Here is a 24709-nt window from a genome sequence, read left to right on the forward strand (position 1 = left end):
CATGACCACAGGTGCCACGAACAGCCACTACACCGTCGGCGAGCCGGTCACCGAGACCAGCACGCCGCCCGGGCCCATCGAGGGGCGCTGGGACTCCCGCAGGTTCCACGCGGCGCTGGTCGGCCCGACCAACCGCCGCGGGCTGTCGGTGATCATCGTCGGGACCGGGCTGGCCGGTGCCTCGGCGGCGGCCACCCTCGGCGAGGCCGGCTACCGGGTCACCAGCTTCTGCTACCAGGACAGCCCCAGGCGGGCGCACTCGATCGCGGCCCAGGGGGGCATCAACGCCGCGAAGAACTACCGCAACGACTCCGACAGCACCTACCGGCTGTTCTACGACACGGTCAAGGGTGGTGACTACCGCTCGCGCGAGTCCAACGTGTACCGCCTCGCCCAGGTCAGCGTGGACATCATCGACCAGTGCGTGGCCCAAGGTGTTCCCTTCGCGCGGGAGTACGGCGGGCTGCTGGACAACCGGTCCTTCGGCGGGGTCCAGGTCTCGCGCACCTTCTACGCCCGCGGCCAGACGGGCCAGCAGCTGCTGCTCGGCGCCTACCAGGCGCTGGAGCGCCAGGTCGCCGCGGGCACCGTGACCGTGCACCCGCGCCACGAGATGCTCGACGTCGTCGTCGTCGACGGCCGCGCCCGGGGGGTGGTGGTGCGCGACATGGTGACCGGAGCGGTCGAGACCCACCTCGCCGACGCCGTCGTCCTCGCGACCGGCGGATACGGCAACGCCTACTACTTGTCCACCAACGCGATGGGCGCCAACGTGACCGCGACGTGGCGGGCCCACCGCAGGGGTGCGTTGTTCGCGAACCCCTGCTTCGCCCAGATCCACCCGACCTGCATCCCCGTCAGCGGCGAGCACCAGTCCAAGCTGACGCTGATGAGCGAGTCGCTGCGCAACGACGGGCGCATCTGGGTGCCGCGGGAGCCCGGCGACGCCCGCGCCGCCCGCGACGTCCCCGCCGAGGACCGCGACTACTACCTCGAGCGCCAGTACCCCTCCTACGGCAACCTCGTCCCCCGCGACGTGGCCTCCCGTGCGGCCAAGACCGTGTGCGACGAGGGTCGGGGCGTGGGTCCCGGCGGCCGGGGCGTCTACCTGGACCTGGCCGACGCGATCACGCGACTGGGCCGGGAGGTCATCGCGGACCGGTACGGGAACCTGTTCGACATGTACCGGCAGATCACCGACGAGGACCCGTGGGAGGTGCCGATGCGGATCTACCCCGCCGTGCACTACACGATGGGGGGCCTGTGGGTCGACTACGACCTGCAGTCCTCGATCCCCGGGCTGTTCGTCATCGGGGAGGCGAACTTCTCCGACCACGGGGCGAACCGGCTCGGGGCCAGCGCCCTGATGCAGGGCCTCGCCGACGGCTACTTCGTCCTGCCCGGGACGATCAACGACTACCTGGCCGGCGGACCCTTCGCTGACGTCGAGCTCTCCCACCCCGCCGTCCGGGACGCGGTCGAGGCGGTGAACCGGCGGATCGAGGGGTTGCTCGCGGTCGACGGCACCCGCACGGTCGACTCCTTCCACCGGGAGCTCGGCGCCATCCTGTGGGAGCACTGCGGCATGGAACGCACCAAGGAGGGCCTGGCCACCGCACTGCAGCTGGTGCGCGCGCTGAAGGCGGAGTTCTGGCGCGAGCTCAAGGTCACCGGCACCGGTGAGGAGCTCAACCAGGCCCTGGAGCGGGCCGGTCGGGTCGCGGACTTCCTCGAGCTCGCCGAGCTCATGTGCATCGACGCGTGGCACCGCGACGAGTCCTGCGGCTCCCACTTCCGGGCCGAGAGCCAGACCCCCGACGGTGAGGCACTGCGCGACGACGACAGCTTCGCCTACGTCGCGGCGTGGGAGTTCACCGGGTCGGGACAGCCGCCGGTGCTGCACAAGGAGGCCCTGACCTACGAGTTCATCGAGCTGAAGCAGCGGAGCTACGCGTGAACATCACCCTGCGGGTGTGGCGCCAGGACAGCCCGAGCTCCCGCGGCAGGCTGGTCAGCTACGGCGTCGACGGCGTCTCGCCCGACATGTCGTTCCTGGAGGTGCTCGACACCCTCAACGAGCGGCTCACGCTGGCCGGTGACGTCCCGATCGCCTTCGACAGCGACTGCCGGGAAGGCATCTGCGGCAGCTGCGGGCTGGTCATCGACGGTGTGGCCCACGGCCCGCTGCCCCTGGTGACCACCTGCCAGCTGCACATGCGCAGCTTCGCCGACGGGGCCGTGATCGACGTCGAGCCCTGGCGCGCAGCACCGTTCACCGTGGTCAAGGACCTGGTCGTGGACCGCGGCGCCCTCGACCGCATCATCGCCGCCGGCGGGTACATCAGCGTGCCCACCGGGGCCGCACCCGACGCCCACGCCGTGCCGGTCGCGAAGGCCACGGCGGACCACGCCTTCGACGCGGCCACCTGCATCGGGTGCGGTGCGTGTGTCGCGGCGTGCCCCAACGGGTCCGCGGCGCTGTTCCTCGGCGCCAAGATCACCCACCTCGGCGACCTTCCCCAGGGACAGCCCGAACGGGACTCACGCGCGATCAGCATGGTGGAGGCCCACGACGGCGAAGGCTTCGGTGGCTGCACCCAGATCGGTGAGTGCACCGCGGTGTGCCCCCAGGGCATCGGGCTCGACGTCATCTCCCGCTACCACCACGACGTGCTCGCCGCCCTGATCCACGGCGAGGGCTGACCTCCCGGCCAGGACGCCGGTGACCGGGAGGTCGACGGCGAGAAGGCCAGGCTCCTCGGTACCGAGACCGAGGAAGTCCGAGCACAAGGTCTTCGCGGACCCGATGTCGGCAACGCGAAGGTCGGCGGTGATGCTCGTCGTGCGCACCGTTCCTCCGACCGTGGAGGGGTGGTCGATGAACGAGGTCCGGTCGCCGCACGCTGTCGACCGCCGGGCGGTCGTGCCCGGTCGACCGGGGTGCGCACACCTCTCCCGTAACCTGGGCACGCGGCACGTCCTTCCGGCTGCCGTGGCCACCACCTCGCCCCACCGATCGGGGTCCTCCTGTGCCGGTCCTGCTCCTGGTCGGGGCGGGCCACGCCCACCTCCACCTGGCGAGGCGCGCGGCCGCGCTGGCTGCGGCGGGCTACCAGGTGCTGCTGCTGGCCCCGCGCTACTTCGACTACAGCGGTGTCGCCTCGGCCACGGCCGCTGGCGTGCTGGACGGCAGCGTCGGGCGGATCGACGTGCGAGCGCTGGCTGCCGCGTCGTCCCTGGAGATGCACGAGGGCACCCTGGAGTCGCTCGACCCCCAGGCGCGGATCGCGGTGACATCGGCGGGGGAGCTCCTCGCCTACGACGTGCTCTCGCTCAACATCGGCAGCGTGGCCGACCCGGTCGGTGTGCACGTCCACCCGTCCGTGCTGAGGGTGAAGCCGCTGCGCGGTCTCGCGGAGCTGGACGGGCGGCTCCGCGCTCGTGGGGCCCAGCGTGCGGTGGTGACGGTCGTGGGTGGCGGTTCTTCCGGCGTGGAGCTGGCGGCCCACCTGTCGGTGCGGTCGGACGTCGCCCACGTCCAGCTGGTGGAGTCCGGGGCCGGTGTCGGGGCCGGCCTGCCCGCGGGCGCCCGCAGGCGGATCGTGCGGCTGCTGGCCCGGCGTGGCGTGGCCGTGCACACCGGGCGCGTGGTCCGCGAGCTCGGCGAGCGCCAGCTGGTCTGCGACGACGGCACCGTGATCGCCCACGACGTCGCCCTGCTGGCCGCCGGTCTGACGGCTCCGCCCCTGCTCGCCGAGATCGGGCTCGGCGACGGGCGCGGGGTCCCGGTCCGGGCCACCCTGCAGCACGTGGAGCGGGACGAGGTCTACGCGGTGGGCGACTGCGCCCTCTTCCTCCCGCGCGCGCTGCCCCGCATCGGTGTGCACGGGGTGCGGCAGGGCCCCGTGCTGCTGCAGAGCCTGCTCGCGCGCGCACGGGGTGCGGCGCTCCCGGTCTACGAGCCCCAGCGACGGGCGCTGGCGGTCCTCGACCTCGGTGACGGCGTCGGCCTGGCCGCCCGGGGAGGGCTGTGGTGGTACGGCACGGCTGCGCTGCGGCTGAAGCGGTACGTCGACCGGCGGTGGCTGCGGACCTACCAGGAGCCCGTCCCGCTGCCTCGAGCCGGTCCCGGGAAGCGATGACGCCGTCGCGAGCACCCCGGACCGCGGGAAGCAGGACCCGTGCCCAGGGGGTTCCCTGCCCGTGCACGTGACCGCGTCGCCCGACCGTGTCCGAGACCTGCCGTCCACCTCCCACGACGAGGACACCCCGTGACCACCGACCGGCCGACCACGCACCCAGCTCCGTCCGTCGCGCCGGACGAGCCCTGGGACCTCCTGGTCGTCGGGGGTGGGACGGCGGGGATCGTCGGCGCGAAGACCGCCGCGCGGCTCGGGTCCCGGGTCCTGCTCGTGGAGCGCGAGCGCACGGGGGGCGACTGCCTCTGGACGGGCTGCGTCCCGTCCAAGGCGCTCCTGGCCGCAGCCGGCGTCGCCGCCGGGGCGCGCGGCGGACACCGGTTCGGCATCGACGTCGTCGGGGTCTCCGTCGACTTCGCGAAGGTGATGGAGCACGTCCGGGGCGCGATCGCGCACATCGCACCCGTCGACTCCGTCGAGGCGCTCGGGCAGGCATCGGTCTCCGTCCGCACCGGCACCGTCCGCTTCACCGGGCCGGACGTGGCCGAGATCGACGGGACGCCCGTGCGGTTCCGGCAGGCGCTGGTGGCCACCGGTGCCTCACCCGCGGTTCCCCCCGTCCCCGGCCTCGACGAGGTCGAGCACCTGACCAGCGAGACCGTCTGGGGACTGAGCGAGCTCCCCGCGCAGCTGGTCGTCCTCGGCGGTGGGAGCATCGGCTGCGAGCTGGGCCAGGCCTTCGCCCGGCTGGGTAGCACGGTCTCCGTGGTCGAGGGCGCCGCCCGCATCCTGCCCCGCGAGGACCCGCTCGCCGCAGCGGCGATCGCGCACGCCCTGGCCGAGGACGGCGTCGAGCTGCACACCGGCTACGGGGTCGCCAGGGTCGAGCCCACCGGGCGCGCGGCCGGGGTGCTCCACCTCGAGAGCGGGCAGCGGGTGCCGTTCTCCTGCCTCCTGGTCGCCGTCGGACGGTCCCCGCGCACGAGCGGCATCGGGCTGGCCGAGGCGGGCGTGGAGGTCGACGACCAAGGGTGCGTCGTGGTCGACGACCTCCTGCGCACCACCAATCCCCGCATCTGGGCTGCCGGGGACCTGACCGGCCATCCCCAGCTCACCCACCTGGCCGGTGTGCACGCGAGCCTGGCCGCGTCCAACGCGATCCTGGGGGTCCGCCGCAGGGTCGACCTCACCGCGGTGCCCCGGGTGACCTTCACCGACCCCGAGGTCGCAGCGGTCGGCGTGGGGACCGACGAGGTCCCGACGGGGTCGCGCGTCGTCGGCTGGTCCCACACCCACGTCGACCGGGCGGTGGCGGAGGGGGAACCCGCAGGTTTCGCGCGTCTCGTCGTCGACGGGCGCGGCCGCGTCCTCGGGGCGACGGTGGTGGGGCCGCGGGCGGGGGAGACCCTCGGTGAGCTCACCCTGGCCATCACCCAGGGACTCACGACGCGCGACCTCGCCCGCGCGACGCACGCCTACCCCACCTACAACGACGGACCGTGGAACGCCGCGATCTCCGACGTGCAGGAGCAGCTCCGGCGCCCCGCCACCCGGCGCGCCCTGGGCGTGCTGGCCCGGGTGCGCAGGTGGTGGGTCTCCCGGGACCGCTGACGGGACCGGCCGGCCCCGCGCCGGTGCGTCGCCACCCCGGCCGCAGGTCGGTGCTGTGGTCGAGGAACGCGATCAGGCGGCCTACGGTGGCCGGGACAACCCCGTGGGACGGTGAGAGGACCTGATGTGTCGGCAGCAAGCGTGATCGTGTTCGACGTCAACGAGACCCTGTCCGACCTCGGTCCGATGGCCGAGCGCTTCGCCGACATCGGGCTGCCCGCCCCGCTCGCCACGACGTGGTTCGCCCAGGTGCTGCGCGACGGGTTCGGGCTCGCCGCCGCCGGGGCGGCGGCCCCGTTCGCGACGATCGCGGACGGGGTGCTGCGCACCATGTTCGGCACGAGCGCGCCCAACCGGGCCGCCGACGACGCGGTGCGGCACGTGCTGGCGGGCTTCTCGTCCCTGCAGGTCCACCCCGACGTCCCGGACGGTGTCCGGGCCCTGGCCGCCGGTGGGCGGCGCCTGGTCACGCTGTCCAACGGGGCGAGCAGCGTGGCCGAGGCCCTGCTCACGACCGCCGGGGTGCGGGGGGAGTTCGAGCGGCTGCTCAGCGTGGCGGACGCCGGTCGCTGGAAGCCGGCTCCGGAGTCCTACGCGTACGCGGCCCGGGAGTGCGGGGTGGACCCGGCGGAGATGATGCTCGTGGCGGTGCACCCGTGGGACGTCGACGGTGCTGCCCGCGCCGGGCTGCGGACCGCGTGGGTCGACCGCTCCGGAGCTGGGACGTACCCCCCACACCTCACCGCACCGGACGTCACCGTCTCCGGCGTCGACGACCTGGCCCGCGAGCTCAGCGGCGGCGAGCCGCCGGCGCCGCGGTGATCAGGGCCTGACGCTGCCGGTCATCGCGGGCCGCAGCTCCCAGAGCCCTCCCAGCACCAGGAACACCCCCCAGGGCCAGCCGTCGGCGAAGACGCCCCCGGCCTGCGCCTCGAGCAGCTCGAGGGCGCCGATCGCGGCGACGACCACGGCGATGGCGAGGGGGTTGCAGGGAATGCCCGCGCGGGGGAGCTGCGTAGCGGCGATCGCCCCGACACCGATCGCGAGGACCGCAGCCGCGGTGAAGTCGACGCTGAGCGTGCCGCTGAGCACGGTCGTGGTGGCCACGCCCCACGCCGTGACGATCAGGCCGGGGACCCACAGACCCCCGCTGCGGCCGCCCGCCGCCGAGCTGAGCAGGTAGGTGACCCCGAGGACCAGGGGCATCACGTACAGCTTCGCCGGCCCGACCGGTTCGACGAGGACGATCACCACGAGCCCGCCGACGAGCAGCAGCAGCCCACGGGCCCAGGCCTGCACGCGGGTGGGTCGAGGCCGGACCCGTTCCGACGTCTCGGCGACCTGGGCGGGGTGGGAGCTCATCGGATCGTCTCCCCAGGCGCGGCCGGCAGCCGGTGCCCCGGTGTCGCGGCGGGAGCCCCGGTCCCGGCGGTCACGCGGCACCACGGACGGGGTAACCGGCCTCCTGGGCGAGGCGGAGCCCGGCGAGCACGTCGTCGAGCGGAGGACGTCCGAACGGCGTGCTGGCCACGCTGGTCCAGAACACGGTGCCGTCGGCGTCGAGGACGACCATGCCGGGCTCGGTCAGGCTGTGCGCGACGGCCAGTGCGTCGAGGTGCCACCGCTCGACCAGGCTCGCGCTGCGCTCGGCGGTCTCCATGCTGATGGCCACCACCCGCCCGACCCCTGCGGCCGCGACGTCCTCGCGGCGCCGGTCGAGCTCGGAGAGCTGCGCCCGGCACACCGGGCAGTGCAGGCCACGGAAGAACACGACCAGGGTGAACCGGCCGTCGGTGCCGGTGCCCAGCGCGAGGTCGTCGGTGCTGCCGCCCCCGGTCACGGGCAGGGACAGCGGGGGTGCGGGTGTCGTAGGCATCAGCATCACGGAGACGAAACCCCGCGTCGGGCGGCTCGCATTCCCCGGCGGGGTCACCCGCCGAGGACCTGCGACCGCCATCCCGCGTCCAGCGCGGTCACCCAGGCGGGAGCGAGCTCGGCCTGGGCGTTGCGGGAGAGCTCGGCGTAGGTCGGGACGACCGGCGAGGAGGGCAGGGCCTCGAACGGTGCCCGTTGGGCGGGGGTCAGCCGTGCCTGGTCGAGCACCGGGAACTGGCCCCACGTCGTCGGATCGGCCTTGGCGGCCTGCTGCTCGGGAGACAGCGCGGTGTTCGCGACGACCATGGCTCCCGCGCGGGCGCCGGAGCTGGCGGGCAGGGCGAGGAAGCTGGCGTTGCCGAAGGTGCCCTCCTCGAGCGGCAGGACCGTCGTGGTGGCGGGATAGGTGCCCTTGGCGACCAGGTCGGTGAGGGTGGCCGGTCCGTAGGTCATGGTCATGTCCACCTGGCCGTCGGCGTAGAGCTGGTTGAGCTCCTCGCCGGTCCGCGGGTAGGTCGTGCCCCCGCGCCACAGGCTGGGCGCCAGGTCGCGCAGGGTGCTGAGCAGGGCGGGGGCGTCCTGGTCGTAAGCGGCCTGGTCGAAGGTGCGGGGCACCGCGTCGCCGCCCCCGGTGACGCTGGTGAGGACCTGGCGGACGAAGACCGAGCCGGTGAAGTCCGGCGGTGCGGGGTAGGTGAAGCGGCCCGGGTGCGCCCGCGCCCAGTCCAGCACCCCGGCCAGGGTCGTCGGCGGGTCGGGGACCTTCGCGGCGTCGTAGACGAGGCTGAACTGCGCCTTGTGCCAGGGCGCCTCGCAGCCGTCGACCGGGACCCCGAAGTCGCTGGCCAGCAGGGGGTCGTCGGGGTCGGTGAGCGCGACGTTCGGCAGCCCGCCCGCCCAGCCGCACAACCAGGCGCCGGCCTGCCGCCCGGTGGAGAAGTTCGCGCCGTTGACCCACACCAGGTCCACGCTGCCGTCGGTGACCCCGGCCTGCCGCTCGGAGAGGACACGGGCGAGCGCGTCGGCGGTGTCAGCCACCGGTACACGGCGCAGGGTCACCCCCTGCGCGGCCACGGCCGGGGTGAGGACGTCGTCGACGTAGGCGTTGCCCTGGGTGTCACCGCTGTACATCCACAGCGACACCGTCTGCCCCTGGGCCTGGGCGAGGACGCTCGAGAAGTCCTGCGCCCCCACCGTCTCCGGGGTGGGGGCGGGGGCGGCGCACCCCGCGGCGAGCACCGCAGCGAGGGTCACGCCCAGGAAGGCACGGCGGTGCAGGGTCACGAGGTCTCCTCACGGCGCAGCGGTCGTCGGCCGGGAACCCGCCGCGTGGGCCCCACCCTTCCCGCTGCGCTCCGGTGCGGCGCGCCGGGACGTCAGCTCCGCTCGTCGTCGGCGGCGATGGTGTGGACCAGGTGCTGCAGGCGGGCGAGCGACGCGGCGTCGGGGCGGTGGTGGTCGCCGAGGCGGTGCAGGGAGGCGCGCAGGAGCCGGTGACGGGCCGCTGCGCGGGTGCACCGGTCGCACACGGCGAGGTGGGCGGCCAGGCGCTGCCGCTCGTCGGCGGGCAGCGGTGCGGAGGGATCCGCGTCCAGGTACTGCTCCAGCCGCGCGGCGGACCGCCGGCACTGCACCATCGACTGCATCCACGTGATCACGGGCTACCTCCGGAGCTCGACGGGTCGGGGTGGGGGCCGAGGTGCTTGCGCACCCGGTGCCGGGCTCGGCTCAGCCGGGACATCACCGTGCCGATCGGCACGCCCAGGGTGGCGGCGGCCTCGGCGTAGGTCAGCTGGTCGACGTCCACCAGCAGCAGCACGGTGCGGAACGTCTCGGGCAGGGCCAGCACGGCACGCTCGAGGCGGTCGCTGAGCTGCGCGTCCGCGTGGACCTGCTGGGGGTCGGGGTGCTCCCGAGCGCCGAAGGCGGGGCGCGCCCCCACCGCGTCGGCCGGCTCGGCCGCGGTGTCGGGACGCTGCCGCCGGTGCGTGTTGCGGTGGGTGTTGCGCAGGATGGTGAGCAACCAGGCCCGCGGGTGCCGACCGTCGAAACCATCCATCGCTCGCCACGCCCGGATCACGGTGTCCTGCACGAGGTCCTCCGCATCGGCCCGGTGTCCTGTCAGGGACAGCGCCACCCGCAGCAGCACCTCCACCTCGGGCTCCACGTGGGTTCCGAAGGCGAGACGGCGCGCGCTGTCGTCGACCTCGGGTGCGATGTCCACGTCCGGGGAACCCTTCGGGGTGCCCGCCGTGTTCCCTGGACACCACCCGTCCCCGTGCTCCGACACCAGCAAGGAGGTGCTCGTGACCCGTCCCGAGCGCTACACCGTCTCGGCCCGTGCCTACGACCTCATCTCCGGGGAGCGCCCGGTCTACCGTCGGGGCCGGGTCGCCGGCATCGCCGGGCTCGGTCTCACCCCTGGGTGCTCGGTGCTGGACCTCGGCTGCGGGACGGGGCTGAACCACCCGCTGCTCGTCCGCGCCGTCGGTCCCTCGGGCAGCGTCGTGGGCCTCGACCGCAGCCCCGCGATGCTGGCGCAGGCCCGCCGCCGCGCGAGCCGCGAGGGCTGGTCGCAGGTCCGCACGGTGCAGGCCGACATGGCCGACGGACCCGTCCCCACCGCGGACGGGTCCACCGGGTTCGACGCGGTGGTCGCGACCTACGCGCTGTCGCTGGTGCCCGAGTGGGAGCGGGCCTGGGCGAACGCGCTGCAGGCGGTGCGCCCCGGGGGGCGGATCGCGGTGGTGGACCTCGCCCTGCCCACCGGCCGCGGCCGTCTGCTGACGTCGTTGGCCCGCGCGGCCTGCGCCCTCGGCGGCTCGGACCCGCAGGCCCACCCGTGGACGGCGGTGGAGCGCGACTGCACCGACGTCACCGCGAGCAGCTGGTGGGGTGGGCACGTGCAGGTGCGGGTGGGTACCCGGCCGGCCTGACGGCCCGGTAGCCCGGCAGCCCGGCGGTGGCTCAGCCGCTCCGGTGCGCCCGCCGGGTCGCCAGGGCGAGCACCACCGCGGGTCCGAGCACGGCCAGGACCATCGACTCCACCACCGCGGGCCCGGGACCGGTGATCACCGGACCGTGCAGCAGGCCGAGGGTCCAGAGCACCCCGGTCAGGGTGATCACGACGACGCTGCTGGTCAGCGAGACCCGGCGCAGCAGGGGCAGGGAGTCCCGGTCGGGCTCGCCGCGCCGGGTCAGCAACCAGGGTGGGGCCGCGGCGGCGAGGAACGGGGCCAGGTGCCACTGGGTGTCCGGTCGCCAGGCGGCGAGCACCACCCAGAGCAGCGCGACCACCGCCCCCGCGAGGGCCCCCTCGCGCCACACCGGGGTCTGGGCCTCCAGCTCGGCGTGCCCCAGGAGGTCGTCCGCGTGGTCGGGGAGCTGCTCCCGCACGGCCGCCACGACCTGGCGCAGGTCCGGGTTGACCAGCGCCCGCTTCCCGATGACGACGGTGGGGACCGTCTCGTCGCCCCCGGTGGCCGCCCGCACCCGTGCTGCGGCCGCCGGGTCGGCCCAGATGTCGTGCTCGACGGTGACCACGCCGGCCCTCGCGAGGTCCCGGCGCAGCCGGGAGCAGTACGGGCAGCCCGGTCGCCACAGCACCTCGATCGCCGGGGTGCTCATGCGGCGCTCGCCCGGCTAACCGGGGTCAGGGGCAGCAGGGTTCGCAGCGCGACGTTCTCCACGGGGTCCAGCACGGAGTGCTGGACGCACGCCGGGACGAGCTCACCGGTGTCGGGGTGCGCCATGGCGTAGGAGCAGGCCGCCAGCCGTTCCTGCGTCTCGCGCAGCCTCGGCTCGGTGCAGGTCTCACCGCGCTGCGTCGCCGCCCACGCCGGGCCGACGTCGGCGGCGTCCATGAAGGAGTGCATCACGAACGTCACCGGGTGGATCCCGCCGCGCACCAGCCGCAGCGGCCCGATCCGCACCAGCCGCCGGACCAGCCACCGGCCGAAGTGCCCCACCAGGGACGGATGCCGCACGACCACACGGAGCAGGGTCGCGGCCAGCCGGGCCGGGGGAGTGCCCGTGAACCGGACCCCCCCGAGTCGGTCGAGGAACGCGTCGCGCACGGCCATGTCGCGGGGGTCGCGGTCGCCGAGGATCGGGTGGTAGTCCGGCCCGACGTAGAAGCCGTAGGTGGTGCGGTTGCAGCGCTCGTCGCCGTGCTGGAAGACCCGGAACGGCAGCCGGGTGCCTGCGCCGGCCTCGATCTGGGCCCACACCGCGTCGCCGGTGGTGGCGCCGTAGTCGTCGTGCCAGCGGCGGTCGTCGCCCACGAAGGCGGCCGGCTGGAACGAGAACAGCCGGTACCCGAAGCTGCGGGCGGTGCGGATGACGTCGGCCACCTGGTCGACGTTGCGCGGGGTGACGGTCATGTTGTGGGCGAGGAAGCTGCGCACCCCGTGGGAGGCCTTGAGTGCGCGCACGTCCTCGGCGAAGCGCCGGCGGAAGGGGTGCAGGGACGCCTCGTCCGGCGGGCGCTCCATGCCCCGGCGCCCGAACATCAGCATGTCGAAGTGCCCGGCGAAGGACACCCGGTCCAGCCGTCGGCGGCCGTCCGGGCCGGTGACGAGCCGTCGCAGGTAGTCGGCGTCGACGTCACCGTGGGTCATGCTCATCGGCTCGCGCCCGTGCTCGCGCATCACCGCCAGCGTGGCGGCGTGGTCGTCGGGCTCCAGCAGGGTGACCTCTCCGCCGATCAGCTGGGCGTGGGCGTGCGGTCCGCGCCGCGCGACGAGCAGCTCCATCTGCGCCCGCACCTCGCGCACGGTGTGGCCCCCGTTGGTGGCCACCCGGTTCGCGTCCCGGGAGTGGTAGCAGGGGGTGCACGCGAGGTTGCACCGCGGGAACACTCCATGGGTGCCCTCGCAGCCCACGGCGTGACGGCCCAGCACCTGCGACGGGGTCCGCACGTGCGGGGGCAGCTCGGCCCAGCGCCGCTGCAGCGCAGCCCTGGTCAGCGGGTGCACCGGGCGGGTCCGCTCCACCCACGACCGGGCCCGCGAGAGGAGGCTCACCGGACCTCGCGGACGTCGACCGACGAGTGGAAGGCGACCCGGTTCTTGATCCGGCGGGCGAGCGGTGACGGGTGCCGGTAGGTCCAGGCCCCGTTGTCCACCACGACCTCACCGGCGTGCACGGAGTAGTAGCTGGCCACGCCCTTCCACGGGCACAGGGACTTCATCCGGCTCCGCCGCAACACCCCCTCGGTCACCGACTCGACCGGGAAGTAGTGGTTGCCCTCCACCACCACGGTGTCCTCGCTGCGGGCCAGCACCCGGCCCGCCATGAGCGCTTCCACCACCACGCCACTCCTCCTCGACCTGTCTCGGCGTGCACACCCTCGCGGGGCCAGTGCGTCATCGCCCCCGGGCGACCTCACCAAGGAAACCCGCTGACCGGTCGCATGTCTTCCCCGCCGGTCCGAGAGCCGGCTCGACCTTCTCGACCCACCCCCGTGCGCGCCAGCTGTGGTCAGGGGTGGTTCTGGCCCGGTGGCTGCGGTGCCGCGGCTGCTTCGGCCGCGCTCTCTCCTGACCCCTGGTTGGCGCGGATCCACCGCAGCACCACCTCCGTGCCAGTGGTGGTTCCGTTGCCCGGGGCCGAGAGTGGGGCTCGACCCCGCCGTCCCAGCTCTGGAGACACCATGACCGCGCCCCGCCGTGCCCTGATCATCATCGACGTGCAGCAGCAGTACTTCGCCGGTCCCCTGGAGGTCCGGCACCCGCCGCACGCGGAGTCCCTGCCCCGGATCACCGCGGCGCTGGACGCCGCCAACGAGGCTGGTGTCCCGGTGGCCGTGTTCCAGCACACGGCCGGCGAGGGGGCACCGGTCTTCGACCCGACGACCCCGCAGTGGCAGCTGCACCCCGAGGTCGAGCACCGCCTGCAGCCCGGGTCGTTCCGCTCCGAGAAGCAGTTCGGCACCGTGTTCGCCGGCACCAGCCTGCTGGACTGGCTGCGCGCCCAGGACGTCGACACCCTCACCCTCGTCGGCTACATGACGAACAACTGCGTGCTCGCCTCGGCTGCGGAGGCCGAGACCCACGGGTTGTCGGTAGAGGTCCTCTCCGACGCCACCGGCGCCATCAACATCACCAACGAGGCCGGTTCCGTCGACGCCCGGACCGTGCACACCACGCTGCTCGCCCTGCTGAGCTCCAACTGGGCCGCCGTCGTCGACACCGACCGGTGGGTGCAGGCGGTCGGTGCCGGGACCGCGCTGTCCGGCTCCAACCTGGTGGTCTCGGCCGTGCAGGGCGCTGCCCGCGCCGCCGGCTGACCACCCCCAGGCGGACGCGCGCGACGGTGTTGTCGTTGCTCGACGGACACAGCTCAACCGTTGTCACGCTTCTGGCTCGAGTCGAGGTGGATCGGGTGTCGACCCGGAGACGTCGCCGGGCTACCCGGCGAAGGAGGCCCCCGGGCGCGCTCCGCGCGGCCACGGGGTGGTGGCTGAGGTCGCTCGGGGTGACCGAGGTCGTGGGCCGGGGCCGGGCCGGGCCGGGGACGTTGTGCTCTACCCCGGGGAGGTGGTTCGAGACCACGCTGACCGGGTGCCCCGGGCCCGTCCGGGGCACCCGGACGAGGAGATCACCGTGACCGCGACCGAACCGACCGCCGTGCCGAGCACCACCCCGGTGGCGACCCCCTCGGGCAGCCGGACCTTCACCCTCGGCGCGGACGCCCGCTGCCGCGACGGCGGGGCTGGCACGGTGACCCGTGTGGTCGTCGACCCGCGCACCCGGGCGGTCACCCACCTCGTGGTGACCCCCCGCCACCACCGCGGCGGGTTCGGCCGGCTCGTCCCGGTCGGCCTGGTGTCGACGGGGCCGGCGGGCGAGGAGGTGGTGCTGGACTGCACGCTCGAGGAGCTCGCGACCTTCCCCGAGGCGGAGGAGCACCACTTCCTCCCGGGCAACGAGGCCTACGGCGGGTACGGCCCCGCGCAGGCACTGGCCTGGCCGTACTACTACTACGGCACCGGCTACGTCGGGGGGATCGGGATGGGGGGCAGCTGGACGGGGGACGGTCTCGGGGTCGGGATGGGTGGCGGACCGGTGCTGACCACCTCGGAGACCGTGCCTCTGGGCGAGGTGTCGGTGCACCGCGGGGATCCCGTGCGCACGACGGACGGCAACGTCGGCCACCTGCACGGGCTCGTGCTCGGACCGGACGACCGGGTGAGCCACCTGCTGCTGCAGGAAGGTCACCTGTGGGGTCGCAAGCAGGTCGCCATACCCGTCAGCTCCGTGACCTCGATGGACGACGGGGTGGCGGTGCGCCTCACCACCCGCCAGGTGCACGACCTCCCGGAGATCACCCTGCTCCCGCACCCGGCGGCGGAGGCTGCGTCCAGGTAGCCGGCTCGCGGCGCACGACGCGAGCCGGCCGCCGGTCGACGCGGGCACCCACGCTGGGTGGCGTGCTCCCGGTCGTCGACGGGGGGTGGGCGTCGGCGGGTGCAGAGCCGCACGAGGGGTTCTGGTGACGACCGGGGCGACCGGGGTGGGTACCTGCAGCACGGTGCTCGGGTCCTGGACGAGCCGGTGCCCCTGCAGGCCGAGGGGGCTGTCGAGCCTGATGCGGGGTGGCCACGACTCTCTGGCCAGGGGCCACGGTCCCGCGCGGACGGGCCGGCTGGCCTCTGCACGATGGGTCCGGACGGTGGGGGAGCGGGCTCCGGCCCGAGGGGTCGACTCCGACCACCGGCGGTGGGGTGTCGCCCGGTCCTGATCGAGCCCGCCGCCGAGCAGGTGCCGGTGGCCGACCCGAGGGCCCGACAGGAGGGGGACCCGTGCCAGCCGGTTGCGGGGCCACCGGCCGAGTCCGAGGGGACGTTCGGCCCTAACCGGGTCCGCGGCAGGTGGCGCAGCGTGGGGACCGCGGTTGATCACGGTGGCGCACCCATCGCCGGACCCTGCTGCGGCCGCTCCCGTCGGAACGTCGCCCTGCTGACACCCGACCCCACGACAACACCGGGAACAATGATGACGAACCTCCACGACACTCCGGCTGACACCGCACCCCCTGCCGCCCCGGGGTCGCCTCCGCCGCCCACGCGGGGACCACCGGGGGACCGGGGGCTTGGGCTCACCCAGTCGACGGCCCTCATCGTGGGCAGCATCATCGGCGTCGGGATCTTCAGCCTGCCGTACTCGTTGGCCTCCTACGGGCCGATAAGCCTCGTCGCTCTGGCGCTGGCGACGGTGGGGGCGCTCGCGTTCGCGGTGCTGTTCGCCGCGCTGAGCAGGCGGATGCCTGCGGACGGCGGGCCCTACGCCTACGCCCGGGCCGCCTTCGGCAACGTGATCGGCTTCGGCAACGCCTGGACCTACTGGATCACGGCCTGGGCCGGCAACGCGGCGATCGCGGTGGGCTTCGTCTACTACGTCGAGAAGTTCGTGAACCAGGGCGGCACGAAGGGATGGACCATCCTGATCGCGCTGTCGGCCCTGTGGATACCGGCCCTGGTGAACCTGACCGGGCTGCGCAACGTGGGCAGCGTGCAGGTCGTCACCACCGTCTTCAAGTTCATCCCGCTGCTGCTCATGGCCACCGTCGGGCTGTTCTACATCAAGGGCGCCAACTTCACCCCGTTCAACACCAGCGGTGGATCGAGCCTGTCCGCGATCGGCGGGGCGATGGCGATCGCCCTGTTCAGCTACCTCGGCGTCGAGACGGCCGCGGTGGCCGCCGCGCGGGTGCGTGATCCGGAGCGCAACGTGCCTCGCGCCACGGTGTATGGCACCTTGGCCAGCGCCGCGGTGTACCTGCTCTCGATGATCGCGGTCTTCGGCATCCTTCCCGCCAGCGCACTGGCGCTGGACGAGAACAAGGCCTCCTACTCGGTCGCGGCCGACACCGTCGTCGGCGGCTCCTGGGCCGGGAACCTGATCGCGCTCGCGGTGATCATCTCGGGGCTCGGCGCCCTGAACGGGTGGACGATGATCTGCGCGCAGATGCCGCTCGCCGCGGCAAACGACGGTCTCTTCCCCCGACGCTTCGCCGGCCTCAACGCCCGTGGCGCACCCGCGTTCGGGATCGTCTCCTCGACCTCGCTCGCATCGGTGGCGGCGATCGTCTCCTACCTCGGCACCAGCGGCTCGACCGTGTTCACCACCTTGGTCCTGATGACCGGGATCACCGCAGCGGTCCCCTTCGGCTTCTCCGCCCTCGCCCAGATCGTGTGGCGGCTGCGGGACCGGCGCAGCTCGCTGCGCACCCGGCACTTCGTCCGCGACGTCGTCGTCGGCGGGATCTCGCTGCTGTTCGCCCTGGCGTTCATCTACTACTCCCGCAACACCGGCAACAGCTGGTACGTCGTCTGGGGCCCCTTCCTGATGACCGGCGGCGCCCTCCTGATCGGCGTGCCCGTCTACCTCGCCCAGCGCAGGCACATGACGCCGCCCGAGCCGGTGCCTCCCTACCGCTGACCGACGTCGCTGCCGGCCTCCGCGGTGAGGCCGGCACCACCGTCACCGCCCCACCGAACCCCGACCTCCGTGGCCCGCACCGGGCCGCGGGCGCCGATCCCGCACGAACCCCGACGAGACGAGGAACGACCTCATGACGGCCACCATCACCCCGGTGAACGCGCCGAGCCCCGGCCCGACGCCTCCCCTGAGCCCCGAGCTGTTGCGTCGGATGAACGCCTACTGGCGGGCGGCGAACTACCTGTCGGTGGGCCAGCTCTACCTCTACGACAACCCGTTGCTCACCAGGCCGCTGGCACTGTCGGACGTGAAGCCGCTGGTGGTCGGACACTGGGGCACCACGCCGGGGCAGAACTTCATCTACGTCCACCTCAACCGGGCCATCGTCACCCACGACCTGAACATGTTCTACGTCGCCGGGCCGGGGCACGGTGGGCCGGCCCTGGTCGCCCACACCTACCTGGAGGGCAGCTACACCGAGATCTACCCCGACATCAGCCAGGACACCGACGGGATGCGGAAGCTGTTCACCCAGTTCTCCTTCCCCGGCGGGATCTCCAGCCACGTCGCTCCGAGCACGCCGGGCTCGATCCACGAGGGCGGCGAGCTGGGGTACTCGTTGAGCCACGCCTTCGGTGCCGTGTTCGACAACCCTGACCTGGTCGTCGCCTGCGTGATCGGCGACGGTGAGGCCGAGACCGCTCCGCTGGCCACCGCGTGGCACTCGAACAAGTTCCTCGACCCGGCGACCGATGGCGCGGTGCTGCCGATCCTGCACCTCAACGGGTACAAGATCAGCAGCCCCACCGTGCTGGCGCGCATCGAGCCCGAGGAGCTCGATGCGCTGCTGCGCGGCTTCGGCTGGGCGCCGCACTACGTGGAGGGCGACGATCCCGAGACCATGCACCAGCTGATGGCGACCGCGGTCGACGAGTCCGTGGCCGAGATCCGCTGGTTCCAGGACCGGGCCCGAACCGAGGGTGACACCACCCGTCCGCGGTGGCCGATGATCGTGCTCCGCTCGCCGAAGGGGTGGACGGGCCCGAAGGTGGTCGACGGACTCCCCAACGAGGGCACGTTCCGGTCCCACCAGGTGCCGGTGCTCGTCGACGAGGCACACCCCGGTCACGTCGAACAGCTCGATGCCTGGATGCGCAGCTACAAGCCCGAGGAGCTGTTCGACACCAACGGGCGGCTGCGGGCCGAGCTGGCCGCGCTCGCCCCGCAGGGTGATCGGCGGATGGGGGCCAACCCACACACCAACGGCGGGCTGCTGCTGCGTGACCTGCACATGCCCGACTTCCGGACCCACGCCGTCGCCGTCCCCTCCCCGGGCGCGGTCAGCGCCGAGGACACCAGCGTGCTCGGCGAGTTCCTGCGCGACGTCGTCGTCGCCAACGACGCCCGGCGCAACTTCCGGATCTTCGGCCCGGACGAGACGCTCTCGAACAAGCTCGGGGCGGTCTTCGAGGTGACCAACCGGCAGTGGGACGCGGCCACCGTCGCGGGTGACGAGTGGCTGGCGCCGTCGGGGCGGGTGCTGGACTCGATGCTGTCCGAGCACCAGTCCCAGGGGTGGCTGGAGGGATACCTGCTCACCGGTCGGCACGGGCTGTTCAACTGCTACGAGGCGTTCGTCCACATCGTGGACTCCATGTTCAACCAGCACGCCAAGTGGCTCAAGGTCACCAGGGCGCTGCCGTGGCGCCGCGACATCTCCTCGCTGAACTACCTGCTCACCTCCCACGTCTGGCAGCAGGACCACAACGGCTTCACCCACCAGGACCCCGGCTTCCTCGACCACGTCGTCAACAAGAAGGCCGACGTCGTCCGGGTCTACCTCCCGCCGGACGCCAACACCCTGCTCTCGGTCGCCGACCACTGCCTGCGCAGCCGTCACTACGTGAACGTGATCGTCGCGGGCAAGCGCGCAATGCCGCAGTGGCTGACCATGGAGCAGGCGGAAGTCCACTGCACCCAGGGCATCGGCATCTGGGAGTGGGCCGGCAACGACCGCGGCGCCGAGCCGGACGTGGTGCTGGGCTGCTGCGGAGACACCCCGACCCTGGAGGTCCTGGCGGCGGTGTCGATCCTGCGGGAGCACCTGCCCGAGCTGAAGGTCCGGGTCGTGAACGTGGTGGACCTCATGCGGCTGCAGTCCGCCAGCGAGCACCCGCACGGGCTGTCCGACCGCGAGTTCGACGCGCTGTTCACCACCGACAAGCAGGTCATCTTCGCCTTCCACGGCTATCCGACCTTGATCCACCGCCTCACCTACCGGCGGACCAACCGCAACCTGCACGTGCGTGGCTACAACGAGGAGGGCACCATCACCACCTCGTTCGACATGCGGGTGCAGAACCGGCTCGACCGCTTCCACCTCGTCCAGGACGTCATCGACCGGCTGCCCCAGCTCGGTGCGACCGGGGACTACCTGCGCCAGGCCATGGCCGACAAGCTCGTCGAGCACGACCTGTACATCAACACCCACGGCCAGGACCTCCCAGAGATCCGGGACTGGACCTGGACCCCGTCGGCGTGAGCACCACCCTGCTCCCGCCACCGGCGGGCCTGGGCTCGCTCGTGGACACCGCCCGGCTCCTGGTCGGCGGCGACAAGGGTCTGCTCGCGATCGACGAGTCCACGTCCACCTGCAACAGGCGCTTCGCCCGCCTCGGGATCGCCCAGGACGAACCCACCCGCCGCGCTTGGCGCGAGCTGATCCTGACCACCCCCGGCCTCGGGGACGCGATCAGCGGGGTGATCCTCGTCGACGAGACGATCCGGCAACGCACCCGTGGTGGCACTGCCTTCCTGACCGTCCTGGCGCAGGCCGGGATCACCGCAGGCATCAAGGTCGACCTCGGTGCGACACCGTTGGCCGGGCACCCCGGGGAGACGGTGACCGAGGGGCTGGACGGGCTGCGGCAACGGCTGGGCGAGTACGCCCGGATGGGCGCCCGCTTCGCGAAGTGGCGGGCCGTGCTCACCATCGGGGACGGAACCCCGAGCCGGGCCTGCGTGACGGCCAACGCCCACGCGCTGGCCCGGTACGCCGCGCTGTGCCAGGAGGCCGGCCTGGTACCCGTCGTGGAGCCGGAGGTGCTGACGGCGGGCGAGCACACCCTGGCCCGCTGCGAACAGGTCACCGAGGACGTGCTGCACGAGGTGTTCGCCCAGCTGGACACCCAGGGGGTCGTGCTCGAGGCGATCCTGCTCAAGCCCAGCATGGTCCTGCCCGGGTCGGACAACCCCACCCAGGACCCGGTCGACGCGGCGGCCGCAGCCACGCTCCGCTGCCTGCGGCGGGCGGCACCGGCGGCCGTCGCCGGGATCGCGTTCCTGTCCGGCGGCCAGTCCGGTGACCTCGCCGCCGCCCGCCTGGCTGCGATGAACAGCCCCGCGCTGGCCCCGCTGCCGTGGCCGGTCTCGTTCTCCTTCGGGCGCGCGATCCAGGAACCTGCGCTGTCGATCTGGGGCGGCCAGGACGCGAACACCGAGCGGGCACAGCAGGCCCTGCTCCGGCGGGCCACCGCCAACCGCGATGCCCGCCGCGGCGAGGACACGAGCACGGGCGCCCATCCACGTCGACCTGAAGGACGAGCGTGATGACCACCGACGCGAAGCGACCCGAGGCTGATTCTCCGCCCGGCACGAAGCCGGACCCGGAGCACGACCTGAAGACCCTGTCGATGACCGAGGTGGAGTCCCAGCTCGACAGCTCGCCCGACGGGCTGACCCAGGCCGAGGCCGCGCAGCGGCTGGAGCGCTACGGGCCGAACGAGATCGTCGACCACAAGACCAACCAGCTGGTGAAGTTCCTGTCCTACTTCTGGGGCCCGATCCCGTGGATGATCGAGGCTGCGGTGATCCTGTCCGGCGCGGTGGGGCACTGGGCGGACTTCGGAATCATCCTGGTGCTGCTGCTGGCCAACGGGGTCGTCGGCTTCACCGAGGAGCGCCAGGCCGGCAACGCCATCGACGCGCTGAAGGCCAAGCTCGCGATCAACGCCCGCGTGCGACGCGACGGGCAGTGGGTCACGCCCGCTGCCCGTGAGCTGGTGCCCGGTGACGTGATCCGGCTGCGGCTGGGGGACATCGTCCCGGCGGACGCCCGGTTGCTCGACGGCGACGAGATCGAGGTCGACCAGTCCGCGCTCACCGGGGAGTCCCTTCCCGCGACCTGCAAGGCCGGGGACGCGGTCTACTCCGGCTCGGTCGTCCGCCGGGGCGAGATCGGCGCCCTGGTCTACGCCACCGGCACCGACACCTACTTCGGCAAGACCGCCGAGCTCGTGGAGGACGCGCACACGGTCAGCCACTTCCAGAAGGCTGTCCTGAAGATCGGCAACTACCTCATCGTCCTCGCGGGCGCGTTCGTCGCGGTGATCGTCGTCGTGTCGCTGCTGCGCGGTGACGAGCTCCTGACCACCCTGCAGTTCGCCCTGGTGCTGACCGTCGCAGCGATCCCGGTCGCGATGCCCACGGTGCTCTCGGTGACCATGGCCGTGGGGGCCCGGCTGCTCGCCACGAAGCAGGCCGTCGTCAGCAAGCTGGTCGCGATCGAGGAGCTCGCGGGGGTCGACATCCTCTGCGCCGACAAGACCGGCACGCTGACCCAGAACTCCCTGACCCTCGGCGAGGCGTTCAGCGTCGGCGACACCGCCGCGGCCGACGTGGTCCTCGCCGGCGCCCTGGCCTCCCTAGCCGACAACGACGACCCCATCGACCTCGCCGTCCTGGGCGGGCTGGGCGACGCCTCCGACCTGCACGGCTACACGGTGACCCACTTCCAACCCTTCGACCCGGTCGGAAAGCGCACCGAGGCAACGGTGGAGGCCGCGGGCAAGCCCACGTTCAAGGTGACCAAGGGGGCCCCCCAGGTCATCCTCGCCCTGGTCGACGACCAGGACGAGGTCGGCGCGGGCGTCGACGAGGCCGTCGACGACTTCGCCAGGCGCGGGTACCGCTCGCTGGGCGTGGCCCGGGCCGACGGCGACGGGCCGTGGCACGTGCTCGGCGTCCTGCCGTTGTTCGACCCGCCCCGGGAGGACGCGAAGACCACCATCGCCACTGCCCGGGAGATGGGCGTCGCGGTCAAGATGGTCACCGGCGACGCGATCGCCATCGCCAAGGAGACCGCGGCCAAGGTCGGCCTCGGTACCAACGTCCTGGACGCCGCCGGCCTCGGCGACGTGCACAAGACGGAGACCGACGCGGTCGCAGAGTCCATCGAGACCGCCGACGGGTTCGCCCAGGTCTTCCCCGAGCACAAGTACCACATCGTCGACGTCCTGCAGCAGCGCGGCCACATCGTCGGCATGACCGGCGACGGCGTCAACGACGCCCCCGCACTGAAGCAGGCCGACTGCGGCATCGCCGTCTCCGGCGCGACCGACGCCGCCCGCGCGGCCGCCGCGATCGTCCTCCTCACCCCGGGGCTGTCGGTCATCGTCGACGCGGTCAAGGAGAGCCGCAAGATCTTCCAGCGGATGAACAGCTACGCCATCTACCGCATCGCGGAGACGCTGCGGGTGCTGATCTTCGTCACCCTCACCATCCTTGTGTTCAACTTCTACCCCGTCACCGCCATCATGATCGTGATGCTGGCGCTGCTCAACGACGGCGCCATCCTCTCGATCGCCTACGACAAGGTGCGCTACCGCAACCAGCCCGAGGCGTGGAACATGCGCCTGGTGCTCGGGATCGCCACGGTGCTGGGCGTCGTCGGGCCGATCGCGGCCTTCGGCCTGTTCTACCTGGGCGACCGCGTCTTCGACATCGAGCGTGATCGCCTCCAGACGATGATGTACCTGCTGCTCTCGGTCGCCGGACACCTCACGATCTTCCTCACCCGCACCCGCGGACCGTTCTGGTCCATCCGCCCCGCCCGGGTGCTGGTGCTCGCGGTGGTGGGCACCCAGGTGATCGCCACCCTCATCGCCGTCTACGGCCTGTTCATGACCCCGCTGGGCTGGGGGTGGGCCGCCTTCGTGTGGGCCTACGCGCTCGTCTGGGCGCTCGCCAGCGATCGCATCAAGCTGTTGGCCTACCGGATACTGGACCCGGCCGAGAACCCCGCCGGCACGGATGTGGAGACGGCGTCGACCGAGCACGTCAGCGCGGGCGGATGATGCGACCACGCTTCGGTCCCGGGCTCGGTCCGCGGCGACGGCACGTGTCCGAGACCCCCGAGGACGTGCCGGGCAGCTTGAGCCTGTCGGGAGCGGTGGCGCTCGGTACCGGGGTCATGATCGGCGCCGGGATCTTCGCGCTCACCGGGCAGACCGCCCGTCTCGCCGGCGACCTGTTCCCGCTCGCGTTCATCGCTGCCGCTGTGGTCGTCGGGTTCAGCGCGTACTCGTACGTGAAGCTCGCCAACGCCTACCCGTCGTCGGGGGGCATCGTGGTGTTCCTCCGCGAGCAGTACGGACCCGGCACGACGACCGGGGTGTTCGCGATCCTCATGTACGTCTCGATGGTGATCAGCGAGAGCCTGGTTGCCCGCACGTTCGGCTCGTACGTGCTCCAGATCGTCGGCCTGCAGCCGGCCGCCTTCTGGGTGCCCGCCCTGGGGGTCGGGCTCCTGGCGGTGGCGTTCCTCGTGATCGTTGCCGGGAACAAGGCAGTCGAAGCCAGCCAGCGCGCCATGGCTGCGGTCAAGATCCTTGGTCTCGGGTTGTTCGCCATCGCCGGACTCTGGTTCGCCCAGGCCGCCAACTTCACCAACGGAACATCCGCTGCGGGAGTCGATGTCTCTCCCGAGGGGTTCCTGGCCGCGGTCGCCCTGGCCATCCTCGCCTACAAGGGGTTCACCACCATCGCCAACAGTGGTGGCGAGATCGTCGATCCCCACCGCAACACGGGCCGGGCCATCGTGATCTCGCTGGCCGTCTGCGGCGTGGTCTACCTGGCCATCGCTGCTGCCGTGGCCGGCAACCTCACCCTCTCCGAGATCGTTGCCGCCGAGAACTTCTCCCTCGCCGAGGCGGCCCGGCCGGCGTTCGGCGCCAGCGGCGTCTGGTTCACCGTGGCGCTTGCCGTGGTCGCGACGGCATCGGGGGTCATGGCGAGCATGTTCGCCGCCTCCCGCGTGCTGGGCATGCTCACGCGGATGAGACAGGTGCCCCACCGCCACTTCGGGCTGCCGGGCGCCATTCGCACCCACGCCACCGTCTACACCGTCGTGCTGGCGATGTCCCTGACCGCGTTGTTCGACCTGAGTCGCATCGCCGCCCTCGGTGCGATCTACTACCTCTTGATGGACATCGCCATCCACTGGGGTCTGCTTCGCCACCTCCGGGCGCGCGTCTCCTTCGCGCCGGCCATCGTCGTCACAGCCATCGTCCTCGACCTGGTGGTCCTGGGCGCCTTCGTGTGGGTCAAGGCCTCGGTCGACGCCACCACCCTCTACGCCGCCGGCGGCGGCATCATCCTCATCGTCCTCGGGGAGCGGCTCTTCATGCGCTCGCACACCCGCCAGGACGACACGATGGACATGTGAGGCAGCGCCGGCACCGCGCGGGCCGGATCAGCGCACACCTCCAGCCGCGCTGGCTGGCACTGCCCCTGCTGCACGTGGTCGAGAACACCGCCAGCGACACCGACATCCATCACGGCATCGCGCGGCTGGCGGGGGTG

21 protein-coding genes are annotated in these 24709 nt (G+C 72.7%); 13 read left to right on the forward strand and 8 right to left on the reverse strand.

Features of this window, described 5'->3' with window-relative positions; all coding sequences use genetic code 11:
• The first annotated feature begins 1 nt into the window (after position 1).
• From RHODO2019_RS05905 to RHODO2019_RS05925, 5 genes are all read left to right on the forward strand, one after another.
• Complete coding sequence (locus tag RHODO2019_RS05905) at positions 2-1957, forward strand: fumarate reductase/succinate dehydrogenase flavoprotein subunit (protein ID WP_265384070.1); 1956 nt, start codon at positions 2-4, stop codon at positions 1955-1957.
• Positions 1954-2703 (forward strand): succinate dehydrogenase/fumarate reductase iron-sulfur subunit, encoded by a 750-nt coding sequence (locus RHODO2019_RS05910; RefSeq protein ID WP_265384071.1) that lies wholly within the window; start codon positions 1954-1956, stop codon positions 2701-2703. Before RHODO2019_RS05905 ends, RHODO2019_RS05910 begins: the two co-directional genes overlap by 4 nt.
• Before the next feature lie 326 nt (positions 2704-3029).
• Positions 3030-4142 (forward strand): NAD(P)/FAD-dependent oxidoreductase, encoded by a 1113-nt coding sequence (locus RHODO2019_RS05915; RefSeq protein ID WP_265384072.1) that lies wholly within the window; start codon positions 3030-3032, stop codon positions 4140-4142.
• Between the two features lie 129 nt (positions 4143-4271).
• The gene (locus RHODO2019_RS05920; protein ID WP_265384073.1) at positions 4272-5750 is read left to right on the forward strand and encodes a dihydrolipoyl dehydrogenase family protein; all 1479 of its coding nucleotides are present in this window, start codon (positions 4272-4274) and stop codon (positions 5748-5750) included.
• 141 nt (positions 5751-5891) lie between these two features.
• Complete coding sequence (locus RHODO2019_RS05925) at positions 5892-6572, forward strand: haloacid dehalogenase type II (protein WP_265384074.1); 681 nt, start codon at positions 5892-5894, stop codon at positions 6570-6572.
• Here the strand turns inward: RHODO2019_RS05925 and RHODO2019_RS05930 are convergent, their stop codons facing one another.
• The 5 genes from RHODO2019_RS05930 to RHODO2019_RS05950 form a co-directional block, all read right to left on the reverse strand.
• On the reverse strand, positions 6573-7112 hold the full coding sequence (locus RHODO2019_RS05930; RefSeq protein WP_265384075.1) for a hypothetical protein: 540 nt from the start codon (positions 7110-7112) through the stop codon (positions 6573-6575).
• A gap of 70 nt (positions 7113-7182) precedes the next feature.
• Positions 7183-7626: a peroxiredoxin family protein gene (locus RHODO2019_RS05935; RefSeq protein ID WP_265384076.1), complete on the reverse strand. Its 444-nt coding sequence runs from the start codon at positions 7624-7626 to the stop codon at positions 7183-7185.
• A 53-nt stretch (positions 7627-7679) separates the two neighbouring features.
• Positions 7680-8909, reverse strand: coding sequence for an ABC transporter substrate-binding protein (locus RHODO2019_RS05940; RefSeq protein WP_265384077.1), 1230 nt, complete (start codon positions 8907-8909; stop codon positions 7680-7682).
• A 92-nt stretch (positions 8910-9001) separates the two neighbouring features.
• Complete coding sequence (locus RHODO2019_RS05945) at positions 9002-9283, reverse strand: anti-sigma factor (protein WP_265384078.1); 282 nt, start codon at positions 9281-9283, stop codon at positions 9002-9004.
• A complete protein-coding gene (locus tag RHODO2019_RS05950; RefSeq protein ID WP_265384079.1) occupies positions 9280-9849 on the reverse strand; it encodes an RNA polymerase sigma factor in 570 nt (189 codons plus the stop codon). Before RHODO2019_RS05950 ends, RHODO2019_RS05945 begins: the two co-directional genes overlap by 4 nt.
• 82 nt (positions 9850-9931) lie before the next feature.
• On the opposite strand from RHODO2019_RS05950, the gene RHODO2019_RS05955 reads away from it, so the two are divergent.
• The gene (locus RHODO2019_RS05955; RefSeq protein ID WP_265384080.1) at positions 9932-10561 is read left to right on the forward strand and encodes a class I SAM-dependent methyltransferase; all 630 of its coding nucleotides are present in this window, start codon (positions 9932-9934) and stop codon (positions 10559-10561) included.
• A 31-nt stretch (positions 10562-10592) separates the two neighbouring features.
• On the opposite strand, the gene RHODO2019_RS19315 is transcribed toward RHODO2019_RS05955, so the two are convergent.
• The 3 genes from RHODO2019_RS19315 to RHODO2019_RS05970 are packed head-to-tail and all read right to left on the reverse strand — an operon-like array spanning position 10593 to position 12939.
• On the reverse strand, positions 10593-11252 hold the full coding sequence (locus RHODO2019_RS19315; protein ID WP_354005583.1) for a glutaredoxin family protein: 660 nt from the start codon (positions 11250-11252) through the stop codon (positions 10593-10595).
• On the reverse strand, positions 11249-12649 hold the full coding sequence (locus RHODO2019_RS05965) for a radical SAM domain-containing protein (protein ID WP_265384081.1): 1401 nt from the start codon (positions 12647-12649) through the stop codon (positions 11249-11251). Before RHODO2019_RS05965 ends, RHODO2019_RS19315 begins: the two co-directional genes overlap by 4 nt.
• Positions 12646-12939 carry a DUF427 domain-containing protein gene (locus RHODO2019_RS05970; protein ID WP_265384082.1) on the reverse strand — a complete coding sequence of 98 codons (294 nt, stop codon included), beginning with the start codon at positions 12937-12939 and terminating at the stop codon, positions 12646-12648. Before RHODO2019_RS05970 ends, RHODO2019_RS05965 begins: the two co-directional genes overlap by 4 nt.
• 339 nt (positions 12940-13278) lie before the next feature.
• On the opposite strand from RHODO2019_RS05970, the gene RHODO2019_RS05975 reads away from it, so the two are divergent.
• The 7 genes from RHODO2019_RS05975 (at position 13279) to RHODO2019_RS06005 (ending at position 24572) form a co-directional block, all read left to right on the forward strand.
• Positions 13279-13914 (forward strand): isochorismatase family protein, encoded by a 636-nt coding sequence (locus RHODO2019_RS05975; protein ID WP_265384083.1) that lies wholly within the window; start codon positions 13279-13281, stop codon positions 13912-13914.
• Positions 13915-14230: 316 nt separating this feature from the next.
• Positions 14231-14995 (forward strand): hypothetical protein, encoded by a 765-nt coding sequence (locus tag RHODO2019_RS05980; RefSeq protein WP_265384084.1) that lies wholly within the window; start codon positions 14231-14233, stop codon positions 14993-14995.
• Positions 14996-15748: 753 nt separating this feature from the next.
• A complete protein-coding gene (locus RHODO2019_RS05985) occupies positions 15749-17068 on the forward strand; it encodes an amino acid permease (RefSeq protein WP_265384085.1) in 1320 nt (439 codons plus the stop codon).
• A gap of 133 nt (positions 17069-17201) precedes the next feature.
• The gene (locus tag RHODO2019_RS05990; protein WP_265384086.1) at positions 17202-19610 is read left to right on the forward strand and encodes a phosphoketolase family protein; all 2409 of its coding nucleotides are present in this window, start codon (positions 17202-17204) and stop codon (positions 19608-19610) included.
• Positions 19607-20677 carry a class I fructose-bisphosphate aldolase gene (locus RHODO2019_RS05995; RefSeq protein ID WP_265384087.1) on the forward strand — a complete coding sequence of 357 codons (1071 nt, stop codon included), beginning with the start codon at positions 19607-19609 and terminating at the stop codon, positions 20675-20677. The genes RHODO2019_RS05990 and RHODO2019_RS05995 overlap by 4 nt, the downstream gene beginning before the upstream one ends.
• 83 nt (positions 20678-20760) lie before the next feature.
• Complete coding sequence (locus RHODO2019_RS06000; RefSeq protein WP_265384644.1) at positions 20761-23202, forward strand: plasma-membrane proton-efflux P-type ATPase; 2442 nt, start codon at positions 20761-20763, stop codon at positions 23200-23202.
• A gap of 44 nt (positions 23203-23246) precedes the next feature.
• On the forward strand, positions 23247-24572 hold the full coding sequence (locus RHODO2019_RS06005) for an APC family permease (RefSeq protein WP_265384088.1): 1326 nt from the start codon (positions 23247-23249) through the stop codon (positions 24570-24572).
• Positions 24573-24709 lie beyond the last annotated feature (137 nt).

The sequence above is a fragment of the Rhodococcus antarcticus genome, from assembly GCF_026153295.1.
In the GTDB taxonomy this organism is placed as follows: domain Bacteria; phylum Actinomycetota; class Actinomycetes; order Mycobacteriales; family Mycobacteriaceae; genus Rhodococcus_D; species Rhodococcus_D antarcticus.